This window comes from Cellulomonas bogoriensis 69B4 = DSM 16987 (genome assembly GCF_000767165.1).
GTDB lineage: Bacteria > Actinomycetota > Actinomycetes > Actinomycetales > Cellulomonadaceae > Actinotalea > Actinotalea bogoriensis.
This window is the reverse complement of record NZ_AXCZ01000002.1, coordinates 51,218-63,688: the sequence shown is the minus strand read 5'-3', so window position 1 is coordinate 63,688 and position 12,471 is coordinate 51,218. Positions and strand designations below refer to the sequence as shown.

Sequence of the window (12,471 nt, the reverse complement as noted above, 5' to 3'; positions counted from 1 at the left end):
CGCTGCTGGACCCCGGTTCCTTCGAGCCGGTCCCGGCGCGGGACGTGGTCGGGTCCCTGCTGGAGCACGTGGGCCCGGCGCTCGACGCGTGCGGGGACCTGGGGACGGTGTGCGGGCGGGTGGACGAGCTGCTGGAGGTCGGGACGGGTGCGGACGCCCAGCGGCGCTGGTACGCCGAGGGCGGCGCGGCCGGTGTCGCCGACCGCGCCGCCCAGATGACGGTTGCCTGACCTCGCGAGCCCGGTGAGGCGCGGTCAGCCCTTGGCCGCGTCCTTCAGTGCGGTGCCGGCGGTGATCCGCACGCCGTGGCCGGCGGGGATCTCCAAGGTCTCCCCGGTGCGGGGGTTGCGCCCGGTGCGGGCTGCGCGGTCGGTGCGCTCGACCGTCATCAGGCCGGTGAGCCGGACGGCCTGGCCCTCGCGCAGGGACTCCACGAGGAGCTCCTGCAGGGCGGTGAGCGTCGCGGCGACCTCGGTGGCAGGGTTGCCGGTGCGCTCGGCGATGCGTGCGACCACGTCGTTGCGGGTCAGTGCCATGGCAGTTCCTGTCTCTCAGAGTGTGTCGGGGTCGACCAGACCCCGTTGGACCGCGCGCACGAGCCGCCGGGGCACCTGCACCTCGCGCCCACCGGCGCGGACGGTGACGAGCTCGGTGGGCGTGGCCTTCCACTGCGCGCGCCGGGACCGGGTGCGGCTGCGCGACATCTTGCGCTTGGGGACCGCCATCAGCCCTGCCTGCCCTTCCAGCGCGGGTTCTTCTTGTTGATGACGAACGTCTTGCCGCGCCTGCGGACGACGATCGAGCCGTCCTTCTTCTTCAGCGAGGCCAGGGAGGCACGGACCTTCATGACGTCTCCTCGGTGGTGGTGCCGTAGCGGCGGCGGAACTTCTCGACCCGCCCCGCGGTGTCCAGGACGCGGGTGCGACCGGTGTAGAACGGGTGGCTGGCGCTGGACACGTCCACGTCGACCACGGGATAGGTCTGGCCGTCCTCCCACTCGATCGTCGTGGTCGAGGTGACCGTGGACCGGGTCAGGAACGCGACGCCGGCGGACGGGTCGCGGAAGACCACGGGGTGGTAGTCGGGGTGGATCCCTCGTCTCATGTGTGGCTCCTCACCAGCTGGACTTCGTGATGCCGGGCAGCTCGCCCCGGTGGGCCATCTGGCGCATCCGGACCCGGGACAGGCCGAACTTGCGCAGGGTGCCGCGGGGGCGCCCGTCGGCGACGTCGCGGTTGCGCACCCGGGTGGGGCTGGCGTCGCGGGGCAGGGCGTGCAGGGCGCGCATGGCCTCGGCCCGCTCGGCGGCGCTGAGGTGCGGGTTGGTCGAGGCCTTCTTGAGCTCGCGTCGCCGCTCGGCGTACCGGGCCACGACCTCCTTGCGCTGCTCGTTGCGGGCGATCTTGCTCTTCTTGGCCATCAGCGCTCCTCGCGGAAGTCGACGTGCTTGCGGATCACGGGGTCGTACTTCTTCAGCACGAGGCGGTCGGGGTCGTTGCGACGGTTCTTGCGGGTCACGTAGGTGAACCCGGTTCCCGCGGTGGAGCGCATCTTGATGATGGGGCGCAGGTCCTGACGTCGAGCGGCCATCAGATCTTCTCCCCGCGGGCCAGGATCTCGGCGACGACGACGTCGATGCCGCGACGGTCGATCGTCCGGATCCCCTTGGTGCTGACCGTCAGCCGCACGTGCCGTCCCAGGGACGGGACCCAGTAGCGCTTGCGCTGCACGTTCGGGTTGAACCGGCGCTTGGTGCGGACGTGGGAGTGGGAGATCGAGTGGCCGAAGCCCGGCGTGGTGCCGAGCACCTGGCACCGTGCGGACATGGGTGCTCCTCGGTAGGTGATCGATGGGAGTGCGGCGGGCGCGCCGATGGCGGAGAGCCGCAAGGGCCACCGTAGGAGTGATAATCATTCCCGTCAAGCGTTACAGTGGGGCGACCTCGACCCACACCCGTGCACTTCCCGAAGGGGGGCCCATGGCCCGGCACCTACCACTGACAGCCCTGGCGACCGTCGACCCCGTCCTGCGCGACTCCGTCGTGTTCGGCATGGTCACCGACGCCCCGGGCACCGTCGTCCTGCGCCACGACATCGTCGACGACGACGGGGACGGGGCGATCCGACGCGTCGTGCTGGACCACACCGGCGTGGTCGAGGACGTCCTGGTCCCCCTGGAGCACGCGTGCCTGAGCTGCGCGGTCCGGGAGGACGCGATCCCCGTGCTGCGCGACCTGGCGTCCCAGGGTCGGTGGTCGGCCCTGGTCCTCGCCCTGCCCGTCTCGGCCGAGTCCCTGCCCGTCGCGCGTGCCCTCGGCTGGGCGGCCCGCCGCGGCGGTGACCTGCCGGACGTGCGCCTGGCGAGCGTCGTCGGCGCCGTGGACGTCGAGACCTGCGAGCACGACCTGCTCGGTGACGACCTGCTCGACGAGCGCGGACTCGGCCTCACCGAGGACGACCGCCGCTCCGTCGGTGAGGCGCTCGCGGCGCAGGTGGGTCACGTGGACGTGCTCGTCGTGGCCGGTGAGCGGGGCGCCCACCCGGTCGGTTCGGACCTGCTGGACCACCTGCGCGCCAACGACGCCGTCAGGGTGGACGGCCTGCACGAGCTCGACACCGCGGGCCTGCACCGGATGCGGCACGACACCCGCACCGCCGAACGCCGCCTGGACCCCGTGCACGCCGCGCCGGTCCAGCACGCCCCCACCGGCAACGGGGTGTGGTCGCTGGACCTGCGCTCCCCCAGGCCCATGCACCCCGAGCGGCTCCTGGAACGCATCGAGGACCTCGGGTCCGGACGTCTGCGCAGCCGCGGGGTCTTCTGGGTCCCGGACCGCCCGCACTCGGCATGCGTCTGGGACGGCGCCGGGGGCCAGCTCAGCATCGGCGAGCTGGGACCGTGGCGGCGGCGTGACCCGTTCACGCGCCTGGTCTACACCGGCTGCGGCGACGAGGCGCCGGCGCTGCGCGAGACGTTCGACTCGGTGATCCTCTCGGACGCCGAGGACGCCCGGGGCCTGGCCCCGTGGTTGGGGGCGGAGGACGCCCTGGCCCCGTGGCTCGGGGAGCGCTCGGGCGCCTGGTGACACCACGACGGCGGGGCCCTGGTGACCGGGGCCCCGCCGTCGCCATGAGTCAGTGGTGTGAGACGGCCGCGCGGGTCGACGCACACCGCCGACCCGCACCCCACGGGGACAACTCCACCCGCAGCATCGGTCCTGGAGGGCTCATCCCGGGGCGCGGACCTGCCGATCTCCATGGGGTAGCGACGTACCAGCCCTCCCGGAGGGGTCCCCCCATGAACGCCCACACCACCACGGCCCTGCAGCTCGCGCTCCTGGAGCTCGCGATGCGACCAGCAGCGGCGGCTCCCCCGAGCCGCACCGCGGGGCTGCCTCCGCAGTTCACCGCCATGCTCGCCGGTACCACCCCCCAGGCGCCCGCGCGGACTCAGCGCACGCGCCCCGGCCTGCTGCGACCCACGGTGCCGAGCGCCACACCCGCACCTGCCTGACCGGGGCCGTCGCGGGGCGGCATGTCAGCCGCGGGCGACGGCGAACCAGACCGCCTTGCCCGGCTCCTCCTGCTCGACGCCCCATCGGGCCGCCAGACGTTCGACGAGTCGGACCCCCTGACCGCCCGGCACCTCGGGACCGGTCGTGCGGGCCACCGGAACGCCTTCTCCCTGGTCCCTGACGGTGACCACGACCTCAGCGGCGTCGATCGAGACCTCGACCGTGACCGCCCCGCACCCGTGGAGCACAGCGTTGGCCACGAGCTCGCTCGTGAGGAGCTCGCTGATCGTCAGGGTCTGACCCGCGATCGCGACGGCCGTCAGGTGGTCCCTGACCCAGTGCCTCGCCGCACCCACCGACCCACGCCGGGCGTCGAGGTGCAGTCGCATGGGAGCAACTGAACACCTCGCGGCCGGTGGACGCACGGCGGATCCGGTCATGTGGGTGTCGTCACAGTCGGGTCCGGACCGCCTCGGCGATCTCCTGGATGATGCTGTCCATGCCGATCAGCCTCTCGCGGTCCCAGGGATCCAGCGCGTCGGAGTACATGTTCAACGCCAGCGTCGTGTCGTCGTCGACGTAGGCAGGCAGCGCTGCCGCGGAGCGGAACCCGACCGACCGTGCCGCCTCCCGCCACTGCGGCCACCGGGTCTCGACCTGCATGTCGGGCACCAGCACCCCGCGCAGCTCGTCCATGGCGGTGATGCACGGCCCCTCGCCGGCCACGACCTCGGCCGCGTCACAGCGTTCGGCCCGCGGGTCGCTGCTGCCCACGTACGTCAGACGGTCGCGGTACCGCAACGTGATGCTGCAGTGGGTGCCCGGCCCGAGCTGCCGGGCAGCGGCCTTGGCGTACCCGTCGAGCGCATGGTGCGTCACATCACCCACTGGCGCTCCCTCGGTCTCGATCACTGCCGTGCTGGATCCTACCGGCCCCGCCGCACGGACCGCGGTGGGCTCCCGGGACGCGCATCAGGGATGCCGGATGGCGAGGGGCCCGCACCGCCTGAGCGGTGCGGGCCCCTCGCCTGCTGTCTCACTGTCGGGATGACAGGATTTGAACCTGCGACCCCTTGACCCCCAGTCAAGTGCGCTACCAAGCTGCGCCACATCCCGATCGGCTCCGTGAAGCCGGGAACACTTTACCGCACGCCAGACGGCTCGCGTGCCACACGTCCCGTCATGGTCGTTGCGCGCGCCCCGGGTCAGCGGCGGCGCTTCTCCCGCACCCGCACCGAGATGGAGATGGGTGACCCCTCGAACCCGAAGGTCTCGCGCAGCCGGCGCTCGATGAAGCGCCGGTACCCCGCCTCCAGGAACCCGGTCGCGAAGATCACGAACCGGGGTGGACGGGTGTCGGCCTGGGTCGCGAACAGGATCCGCGGCTGCTTCCCACCCCGCAACGGGTGCGGGTGGGCCGCGACCAGCTCACCGAGGAACGCGTTCAGGCGACCCGTCGGGATGCGCGTGTCCCACGACGCCAGGGACTTCTCGATCGCGGGCACCAGCCGGTTGGTGTGCCACCCGGTCTGGGCCGAGACGTTGACCCGTGGCGCCCACTGGACCTGCACCAGGTCCTGCTCGATCTCCCGCTCCAGGAACGGGCGACGGTCCTCGTCCATGAGGTCCCACTTGTTGTACGCGATCACCAGGGCGCGCCCGGCCTCCACCACCTGGGAGATGACCCGGGTGTCCTGCTCGGTCATCTTCACGCTCGCGTCGACGAGCACCACACCGACCTCGGCCTTCTCGATCGCCGCCTGGGTCCGCAGCGAGGCGTAGAAGTCAGCGCCCGACGTCTGGTGCACCCGGCGCCGGATCCCCGCGGTGTCGATGAACCACCACCGTTTGCCGCCCAGCTCCACCAGCTCGTCGACGGGGTCGCGGGTGGTGCCGGCCTCTGCGTCCACCACCACCCTGTCCTCCCCCAGGATCTTGTTCAGCAGGCTCGACTTGCCGACGTTCGGGCGCCCCACCAGGGCGACCCTGCGGGGGCCGCCCTCACGGATCGCGCCACCGGCCGCCGACACCTCGGGCAGGCCCGACACCGCGGTGTCCAGCAGGTCCCCGGTTCCCCTGCCGTGCAGGGCCGAGACCGGGTGCGGCTCCCCCAGGCCCAGGTTCCACAACGCGGCGGCGTCCGCCTCTGCCCTCGGGCCGTCCACCTTGTTCGCCGCGAGCACCACCGGCTTGCCGGCCTTGCGCAGCAGCCGGACGACCTGCTCGTCGGTGGACGTCGCGCCCACGGTCGCGTCGACCACGAACAGCACCACGTCCGCCAGTGCGATCGCGACCTCGGCCTGCTCCGCCACCCGGGCGTGGATGCCCGCGACGTCGACCTCCCAGCCGCCGGTGTCCACCAGCGTGAACCTGCGCCCCGACCACTCGGCCTCGTAGCTGACCCGGTCCCGGGTCACACCGGGCTTGTCCTCCACGACCGCCTCACGGCGGCCCAGGATCCGGTTCACCAACGTCGACTTGCCCACGTTGGGACGCCCCACCACCGCCAGCACGGGCAACGGCCCGGCAGGACCGGCCGGCACCTCGCCGCCCTCGCCCCCGTCCAGGAGCGCGAGGTCCTCGTCCTGCAGCTCGTAGTCGGCCAGCCCGGCCCGCAACGACGCCTCCCGTGCGGCGTCGTCGTCGCCGTCCACCGGTGCTGTCGGGACGGGCGCGTGCGCTGCCGCGTCGCTCTCAGGGGGGGTCTGCTCGCTCATGCCCCCATCCTCCCCCGACCGGGGACCAGACGACGAACCGGTTCAGGCCGGCGCGTCCTGGAACGGCGGGTCCTGGAACGGCGCGTCCGTCGGCAGGGCCACCCCCGTGGCGGCACTCGTCGCCGCCACGTGCGCCGCGAGCACCGTCCGCAGCTGCTCGTTGGCGCGCTGGACCGCAGCCCGTCCCCGCACCGGACCCCCACCGGTCAACGTCACCGGCTCACCGAACGCCACCACCAGCCGCCGGCGCACCCCGGGGACCCGGCCCACCGGCTCCCCCGTCCGTCGGGTGCCCAGCACCGCGACCGGGACCACGGGGGCACCCGAGGTGACCGCCAGCCACGCCACCCCGGCACGGGCGGTCGCCGCGTCCCCCCGGCCACGCTCACCCTCGGGGAAGATCCCCACCGCGCCGCCACGTCGCAGCACACCCAGGGCCGCCGACAACGCCGGGCGGCCGTTCTCCCGGTCCACGGGGATCTGCCCCGCGGACCGCAGCAACCACCCCACCGGCCCGCGGAACATCTCGTGCTTGACCAGCAGGTGGGTGGGCCGGGGGGCGCACCCGTGGACCACCGGGCCGTCGACCAGCCCCAGGTGGTTCGCCGCCAGCAGCACCTGTCCCGTGCGCGGCACACGGTCCGCTCCGATCACCGTGGTGCGCCACACCACCCGAGCCAGGAACCACCCCAGCCACCGCGACCGCCGCGGACCCCCGGCACCCGGCGCCTGCGGCCCGGCCCTCACGCCGGACGCCCGAGCACCTCGTCCACCACGGCCAGGACCGCCTCGACGGTCTCCTCGAGGTCCAGGGTGGAGGAGTCCACCGTCACCACCCCGTCAGCGGCGGTGAGGAAGTCCACCACCGTGGAGTCCTCCCGGTCCCGACGCACGACCTGGTCCCGGGTGGCCTCGACAGCCGCCGCCCCCGCCTGCCCGTGCAGCTCCGTGGCACGCCGCGCCAGGCGGACCTCCTCGCTCGCGGTGAGGAGCAGGCGCACGTCCGCGTCCGGTGCGATCACCGTGGTGATGTCCCTGCCCTCGGCGACCACCCCGCGTCCACCGCTGAACCCGCCGTCACGCTCGACCGCGATCAGGTGCCGCTGCCGGTCCCCCAGCTCCGCACGCGCCCGCAGGTTGGTCGCGACCCGACTCACGACGGTCGAGATCGCCGACCCCCGGATCGCCTCGCCCACGTCCGTCCCGTCCACGTGGAACGTCGGCCCTGCCGGGTCGACGCCCACCACCAGCGGCATCGACCGGACCGCCTCGGCGACCGCGTCCCCGTCGTCCAGGTCCACGCCCTGCTCCAGGCACCACCACGTCGCAGCCCGGTACATCGCACCGGTGTCCAGGTACGCCAGACCCCGCCGCGACGCCACCCGCCGGCACACGCTCGACTTGCCCGACCCCGACGGGCCGTCCACGGCCACCACCACAGGGGTACCGGTCACCACATCCACCACACGCGCTCCACGTCCGCTCGACCCTGCTCCTGCGCACCGACCCCGACGGCCGGCGCAATCCTGCTCACCCGGCCAGGCGCCACCCGTGCCCGGTCAGGACCTCCTCCAGCTGTCCGCGCAGCCCCCGCAGCACCGACACCGACGCCAGGCCCACGGGCTGACTGGGGGCGTGCTCCAGCTGCAGCTCCTCCACGTTCACGCCCGAGGAGCCCACGTCCGCCAGGAGCCTGGCCAGCTCACCCGGCTCGTCCGGGACCAGCACCGTCACCACGTCGTACGCGCGGCGCTGGCCGCCGTGCTTGCCCGGGATCCGGCTCACGCCGTCGTTGCCGGCCGCGATCGCCGCGGCCACGGTGCCCAGAGCACCCTCCTGGACGGATTCCGCGTCCCGGGCGACGTCCGCAGCACCCAACGCCTCGATCACCACGTCCAGGTCAGCCCGCAGCGCCCGCAGCACCGGCAGCACCGCCCCGGCGTTCGCCCCCAGGATCGAGGTCCACAGGGCCGGGTCGCTCGCAGCGATGCGGGTCACGTCACGCAGGCCCTGCCCGGCGAGGTCCAGCGCCGCCGGGTCCCCCTCGACGAGCCGGGCGGCGACCAGCGAGGCCGCGACCTGCGGGACGTGGGACACCAGGGCGACCGCCGCGTCGTGGGACCCGGCGTCGAGCATCACCGGGGTGGCACCCAGGTCGGTGGCGAGCGTGCGCACGCGCAGCACCGCGTCCCCCGTCGACTCCGGGCCGCCGACCACCACCCACGGGCGCCCGATGAACAGGTCCGGCCGGCCCGCGGTCGGCCCCGACCGCTCCGACCCCGCCATGGGGTGGGAGCCCACGTACCGGGTCAGGTCCGCGCCGCTCGACCGCAACGGGCCCAGCACCGCGCCCTTGACGCTCGCGACATCGGTCACCACCGCGCCCGGCCACGCCTCCAGCTCACCGGCCACCACGTCGGGTGTGACGTCCGGTGGTGCCGCGACCACCACCAGGCGCGGGTCCGGGTCACCGTCCTGCGGCAGACGCCCCGCGCCCACGTCCCGAGCCAGGAGCAACGAGGTGCGCGACGGGTCGTGCAGGACGACGTCCACACCGGCGGCCCGCAACCCCAGCCCGATGCTCGTGCCCAGCACACCGGTGCCCACCACCCGCACCGGGCCGACGGTCCCCGCCGCCCCCGCCGGCGTCACTGGGCCAGGTCCCGGCGCAGCACCGTCGCCCCGTGCAGGTACACGTGCCGCACGTCCGTGCGCGGCCGGTCCAGGTTCGCGTGCGCCATCAGCCGCACCACCCGGGGCAACGCACCGGGGACGTCGATCTCGACAGCGCACATCAACGGCACGTCCCCCAGGCCCATCTCGCGCGCCGCCGCCGCCGGGAAGTCGCTGCGCAGGTCCGGGGTGCAGGTGAAGAGGATCGAGATCAGGTCGTCGGTGGTGAGCGCGTTCGCGTCCAGCACCTGCTCCACGAGCTCCTTGGTGCGCTCGACGAGGTGCTCACGCTCGTCGGTGTCGAGCTGTGTCGCTCCCCTGATCGCGCGAACCGTCATCGTGCACCACTCCTCGTCCCCGACCGGCCGGTCACAGCCCGACCTCTGACATCAACGCCCCGAGCTCCTCACGCCCGAGCACCCTGGTGCTGCCCGGGCGCAACGTGCCCAGGCGCACCGACCCCATCCGCGTGCGGACCAGGCGGGTCACCGGGTGACCCACCTCTTCCAGCAGCCGACGCACCACGTGGTTGCGCCCCTCGTGCAGGACGACCTCGACCATGGTGGCCTTCGCTGTGGAGTCCACGACCCGGAACCGGTCGACCTGGACCGGCCCGTCCTCGAGCGTCACACCGGCCCGGAGCTCCTGCCCCAGGGCGGGCCGGACCTTGCCCTCCACGCTCGCCAGGTAGGTCTTGCGCACCCCGTGCGACGGGTGCGCCAAGCGGTTGGCGAGCTCCCCGTCGTTCGTCATCAGCAGCAGGCCCTCGGTGTCCGCGTCCAGGCGCCCCACGTGGAACAGCCGCTCGGGGCGGTCGGCCACGAACTGCTGCAACGAGGGCCGCCCCTGCGGGTCGTGCATGGTCGAGACCACGCCACGGGGCTTGTTCAGCGCGATCGTCACCAGAGACGTGTCCAGCTGCAGGCGCAACCCGTCGACGTGGACCACCGCCCGCCGCGGGTCCACCCGGACCCCCAGCTCACGGACCGTGACCCCGTCCACGTCCACCCGCCCGGCCGCGATGATCTCCTCGCAGCGCCTGCGGGACCCGATGCCCGCACCAGCCAGCACCTTCTGCAGGCGCACCCCCTCGGGTACGTGCACGTCGCGTGCCGGTGCCTTGCGGCCTCCCCGTGTCACGCCCTCACCTCCGGTTCGCCGTCGACGCCGGTCATCGTCTCGATGTCCGGCAGGTAGGGGGCCAGCGGTGGCAGCTCGTCCAGGCTCGTCATGCCCATCCGCTCCAAGAAGTAGGGCGACGTGCCGTACAGGACCGCGCCACTCGGCTCGGTCCCGACCTCCACCACCAGACCCCGCGCAGCAAGCGTACGGACCACCGAGTCCACGTTCACCCCACGCACCGCCGAGACCTGCCCCCGGGTCACCGGTTGCCGGTAGGCGATCACCGCGAGGGTCTCCAGAGCCGCCTGCGTCAACCGGGCCGTCTGACCGTCCAGGACGAACCGGCTCACCACGTCCGCCATGGCCGGGGAGGAGTAGAACCGCCACCCGGACCCCGCGTGGCGCAGCTCGAACCCACGGTCGTGGGCGCGGTACTGCGCTGCGAGTGCGTCGAGCTCCTGCTCGACGGTCGCGGTGGGCAGTCCCAGCACCGTCGCCAGGCGCACCGACGCGACGGGCTCGTCCGCGACCATCAGCACCGCCTCCAGCGCCGCACGGGCCCCGCCGGGCAGATCATGGACGTCGAACGCGAGCTCGTCGACCGCAGGTGCCGGCGAGCGTGCAGGTTCTCCGGTGTCTGCAGGGACTTCGTGGCCCGCGGGGTCTGCGGCGCTCGTGGGGTCGCCCGTCATGTCGCTCCGTCCTGGCCGGCGCCGGTCGCCGCACCGTCGGTCACGTCACCGTAGTCGTCCGTGACCTCGACCTCTCCCTCCTGGGTCCCGGTCCACCGGACCGTCAGGTCACCCAGGGGATCCACCTGGTCGAACGCCACGACACCCTCACGGAACAGCTCCAGCAGCGCCAGGAACCGCACCACCACCACCAGCGTCGAGTCCGCGTCCTGCACCAGGACCCGGAACGTCCCGGACCCGTGTCGCCGCAACCTCCCCACCAGGACGGCCGCCTGCTCGCGGACGCTCACCGCCGGGGCGTGCAGGTGCCCCAGGTCGACCGTCGGTGCGGCACGGGGTCGCAACGCGTGCGCTGCGAGGGCGGCGAGCTCGTCCGGCCCTATCCCCATCACGAGCTCGGGCAGAAGGGCCGACAGGTGAGGCTCCAAGGTCACGGCGCGGGGTCGGCTGCGGGCCTGCGCGACGAGCTGGTCACCCAGGCGCCGGGCGACCTCCTTGTAGGCGCGGTACTGCAGCAACCGGGCGAACAGCAGGTCCCGGGCCTCGAGCATCTCCAGGTCCTCGGCGTCCTCCACGTCCCCCGAGGGCAGGAGACGGGCGGCCTTCAGGTCCAGCAACGTGGCCGCGACGACCAGGAACTCGCTGATGCGCCCCAGCTCCCACGGCTCGTCACCGGCGTCCGCGGCCCGGACCGCCGCGATGAACTCGTCGGTCACCTGCGCCAGAGCCACCTCGGTGATGTCGAGCTTGTGCTTGGCGATCAGGCCCAGGAGGAGGTCGAACGGGCCGGTGAAGTTGTCCAGGTGGACCTGGAAGCCCCCGCTACCGGTGACCTCGGCGTCCGTCTGCCCCTCTGGTCCGCCGTCGACCTCAGGCGGCATCGCCACGGGTGATCAGCTCCCGGGCCAGCTGACGGTACGCCTCGGCACCGGAGTGGGTCGGGGCGTAGGTGGTGATCGGTTCCGCAGCGACGGAGGAGTCGGGGAACTTGACGGTACGACCGATGACCGTGTGCAGCAGCTGGTCCCCGAAGGCCTCGTGGACCCGTGCCAGGACCTCACGGGAGTGCAACGTGCGGGGGTCGTGCATGGTCGCCAGGATCCCGTCGACCTCCAGGCGCGGGTTCAGACGGTCGCGTACCTTCTCGATCGTCTCGATCAGCAGCGCGGCACCGCGCAGGGCGAAGAACTCGCACTCCAGGGGCACCAGGACACCGTGGGCGGCGGTCAGGGCGTTGACCGTCAGCAGGCCCAGCGACGGCTGGCAGTCGATCAGGACCACGTCGTACTCGTCCTCGACCTGCCGCAGCGCACGCGCCAGGATCGACTCCCGGGCGACCTCACCGACCAGCTGGACCTCGGCTGCGGACAGGTCGATGTTCGCCGGCATCAGGTCCAGGTCAGGGACCCGGGTGCGACGGATCACGTCCGTGGCGGTGACGTCCCGCTCCATCAGCACGTTGTAGACGGTGCGGTCCAGCTCGTGCGGGCTGATGCCCAGGCCCACGGACGCAGCGCCCTGCGGGTCGAAGTCGACCACCAGCACACGTCGCCCGTAGTCGGCCAGCGCCGCACCCAGGTTGATCGTCGTGGTGGTCTTGCCCACCCCGCCCTTCTGGTTGCACAGGGCGATGATGCGCGCCGGGCCGTGCGACATCAGGACGCTCGGCTCGGGCAGGTCGGGCAGCGTGCGACCGACAGGGTCCGTGAGGGGCGTGGAGGTCACGTCCTGGTCGGGGCTGGTCACGGCAACC

General features: G+C 73.0%; 20 protein-coding genes, 1 tRNA gene and 1 pseudogene. 3 read left to right on the top strand and 19 right to left on the bottom strand.

Annotated features, from left to right (window positions below; all coding sequences use genetic code 11):
- Nucleotides 1-230, top strand: a pseudogene (locus N869_RS17590) (carboxylate--amine ligase); the annotation flags it as partial.
- A gap of 24 nt (nucleotides 231-254) precedes the next feature.
- Here N869_RS17590 and N869_RS00695 read toward each other — a convergent pair.
- Genes N869_RS00695 through rpmB form a run of 7 tightly spaced genes read right to left on the bottom strand, consistent with a single transcriptional unit; the run spans nucleotide 255 to nucleotide 1,826 of the window.
- On the bottom strand, nucleotides 255-536 hold the full coding sequence (locus N869_RS00695) for an HU family DNA-binding protein (protein WP_035056386.1): 282 nt from the start codon (nucleotides 534-536) through the stop codon (nucleotides 255-257).
- A gap of 15 nt (nucleotides 537-551) precedes the next feature.
- A complete protein-coding gene (gene rpmF, locus N869_RS00690) occupies nucleotides 552-725 on the bottom strand; it encodes a 50S ribosomal protein L32 (protein ID WP_035056385.1) in 174 nt (57 codons plus the stop codon).
- On the bottom strand, nucleotides 725-847 hold the full coding sequence (ykgO, locus tag N869_RS00685; RefSeq protein WP_035056383.1) for a type B 50S ribosomal protein L36: 123 nt from the start codon (nucleotides 845-847) through the stop codon (nucleotides 725-727). Before ykgO ends, rpmF begins: the two co-directional genes overlap by 1 nt.
- Nucleotides 844-1,104, bottom strand: coding sequence for a type B 50S ribosomal protein L31 (locus tag N869_RS00680; protein ID WP_035056380.1), 261 nt, complete (start codon nucleotides 1,102-1,104; stop codon nucleotides 844-846). The genes ykgO and N869_RS00680 overlap by 4 nt, the downstream gene beginning before the upstream one ends.
- A gap of 10 nt (nucleotides 1,105-1,114) precedes the next feature.
- Nucleotides 1,115-1,420 carry a 30S ribosomal protein S14 gene (rpsN, locus tag N869_RS00675; protein WP_035056378.1) on the bottom strand — a complete coding sequence of 102 codons (306 nt, stop codon included), beginning with the start codon at nucleotides 1,418-1,420 and terminating at the stop codon, nucleotides 1,115-1,117.
- On the bottom strand, nucleotides 1,420-1,590 hold the full coding sequence (gene rpmG / locus N869_RS00670) for a 50S ribosomal protein L33 (RefSeq protein WP_035056375.1): 171 nt from the start codon (nucleotides 1,588-1,590) through the stop codon (nucleotides 1,420-1,422). The genes rpsN and rpmG overlap by 1 nt, the downstream gene beginning before the upstream one ends.
- Nucleotides 1,590-1,826 (bottom strand): 50S ribosomal protein L28, encoded by a 237-nt coding sequence (rpmB, locus tag N869_RS00665; RefSeq protein WP_035056372.1) that lies wholly within the window; start codon nucleotides 1,824-1,826, stop codon nucleotides 1,590-1,592. The genes rpmG and rpmB overlap by 1 nt, the downstream gene beginning before the upstream one ends.
- Nucleotides 1,827-1,978: 152 nt before the next feature.
- On the opposite strand from rpmB, the gene N869_RS00660 reads away from it, so the two are divergent.
- Both N869_RS00660 and N869_RS00655 read left to right on the top strand, forming a co-directional pair.
- Nucleotides 1,979-3,085 (top strand): CobW family GTP-binding protein, encoded by a 1,107-nt coding sequence (locus N869_RS00660; protein ID WP_035056369.1) that lies wholly within the window; start codon nucleotides 1,979-1,981, stop codon nucleotides 3,083-3,085.
- A 212-nt stretch (nucleotides 3,086-3,297) separates the two neighbouring features.
- Nucleotides 3,298-3,513 (top strand): hypothetical protein, encoded by a 216-nt coding sequence (locus N869_RS00655; protein ID WP_035056366.1) that lies wholly within the window; start codon nucleotides 3,298-3,300, stop codon nucleotides 3,511-3,513.
- A gap of 24 nt (nucleotides 3,514-3,537) precedes the next feature.
- Here N869_RS00655 and N869_RS00650 read toward each other — a convergent pair whose 3' ends face one another.
- The 12 genes from N869_RS00650 to N869_RS00595 all read right to left on the bottom strand — a co-directional run bounded on the left by N869_RS00650 (nucleotide 3,538) and on the right by N869_RS00595 (nucleotide 12,464).
- Nucleotides 3,538-3,903 carry an ATP-binding protein gene (locus tag N869_RS00650; RefSeq protein ID WP_052104800.1) on the bottom strand — a complete coding sequence of 122 codons (366 nt, stop codon included), beginning with the start codon at nucleotides 3,901-3,903 and terminating at the stop codon, nucleotides 3,538-3,540.
- Nucleotides 3,904-3,964: 61 nt separating this feature from the next.
- Nucleotides 3,965-4,402 (bottom strand): GAF domain-containing protein, encoded by a 438-nt coding sequence (locus tag N869_RS00645; RefSeq protein ID WP_198025911.1) that lies wholly within the window; start codon nucleotides 4,400-4,402, stop codon nucleotides 3,965-3,967.
- A 154-nt stretch (nucleotides 4,403-4,556) separates the two neighbouring features.
- A tRNA-Pro gene (locus N869_RS00640) sits at nucleotides 4,557-4,630 on the bottom strand.
- Nucleotides 4,631-4,719: 89 nt separating this feature from the next.
- Nucleotides 4,720-6,231, bottom strand: a complete 1,512-nt coding sequence (der, locus tag N869_RS00635) for a ribosome biogenesis GTPase Der (RefSeq protein WP_035056361.1) — start codon at nucleotides 6,229-6,231, stop codon at nucleotides 4,720-4,722.
- A 42-nt stretch (nucleotides 6,232-6,273) separates the two neighbouring features.
- Nucleotides 6,274-6,978 (bottom strand): lysophospholipid acyltransferase family protein, encoded by a 705-nt coding sequence (locus N869_RS00630; RefSeq protein ID WP_035056359.1) that lies wholly within the window; start codon nucleotides 6,976-6,978, stop codon nucleotides 6,274-6,276.
- On the bottom strand, nucleotides 6,975-7,688 hold the full coding sequence (cmk, locus tag N869_RS00625) for a (d)CMP kinase (RefSeq protein ID WP_035056423.1): 714 nt from the start codon (nucleotides 7,686-7,688) through the stop codon (nucleotides 6,975-6,977). The genes N869_RS00630 and cmk overlap by 4 nt, the downstream gene beginning before the upstream one ends.
- A gap of 73 nt (nucleotides 7,689-7,761) precedes the next feature.
- Nucleotides 7,762-8,883 (bottom strand): prephenate dehydrogenase, encoded by a 1,122-nt coding sequence (locus tag N869_RS00620; protein ID WP_035056356.1) that lies wholly within the window; start codon nucleotides 8,881-8,883, stop codon nucleotides 7,762-7,764.
- Nucleotides 8,880-9,242: a chorismate mutase gene (gene aroH, locus N869_RS00615; RefSeq protein WP_035056353.1), complete on the bottom strand. Its 363-nt coding sequence runs from the start codon at nucleotides 9,240-9,242 to the stop codon at nucleotides 8,880-8,882. The genes N869_RS00620 and aroH overlap by 4 nt, the downstream gene beginning before the upstream one ends.
- 31 nt (nucleotides 9,243-9,273) lie before the next feature.
- Nucleotides 9,274-10,044 carry a pseudouridine synthase gene (locus N869_RS00610; protein ID WP_052104798.1) on the bottom strand — a complete coding sequence of 257 codons (771 nt, stop codon included), beginning with the start codon at nucleotides 10,042-10,044 and terminating at the stop codon, nucleotides 9,274-9,276.
- Nucleotides 10,041-10,718: an SMC-Scp complex subunit ScpB gene (scpB, locus tag N869_RS18340; protein ID WP_035056351.1), complete on the bottom strand. Its 678-nt coding sequence runs from the start codon at nucleotides 10,716-10,718 to the stop codon at nucleotides 10,041-10,043. Before scpB ends, N869_RS00610 begins: the two co-directional genes overlap by 4 nt.
- Nucleotides 10,715-11,599 carry a segregation and condensation protein A gene (locus N869_RS00600; protein ID WP_035056418.1) on the bottom strand — a complete coding sequence of 295 codons (885 nt, stop codon included), beginning with the start codon at nucleotides 11,597-11,599 and terminating at the stop codon, nucleotides 10,715-10,717. The genes scpB and N869_RS00600 overlap by 4 nt, the downstream gene beginning before the upstream one ends.
- Complete coding sequence (locus N869_RS00595) at nucleotides 11,589-12,464, bottom strand: ParA family protein (RefSeq protein ID WP_084136293.1); 876 nt, start codon at nucleotides 12,462-12,464, stop codon at nucleotides 11,589-11,591. The genes N869_RS00600 and N869_RS00595 overlap by 11 nt, the downstream gene beginning before the upstream one ends.
- Nucleotides 12,465-12,471: the final 7 nt, after the last annotated feature.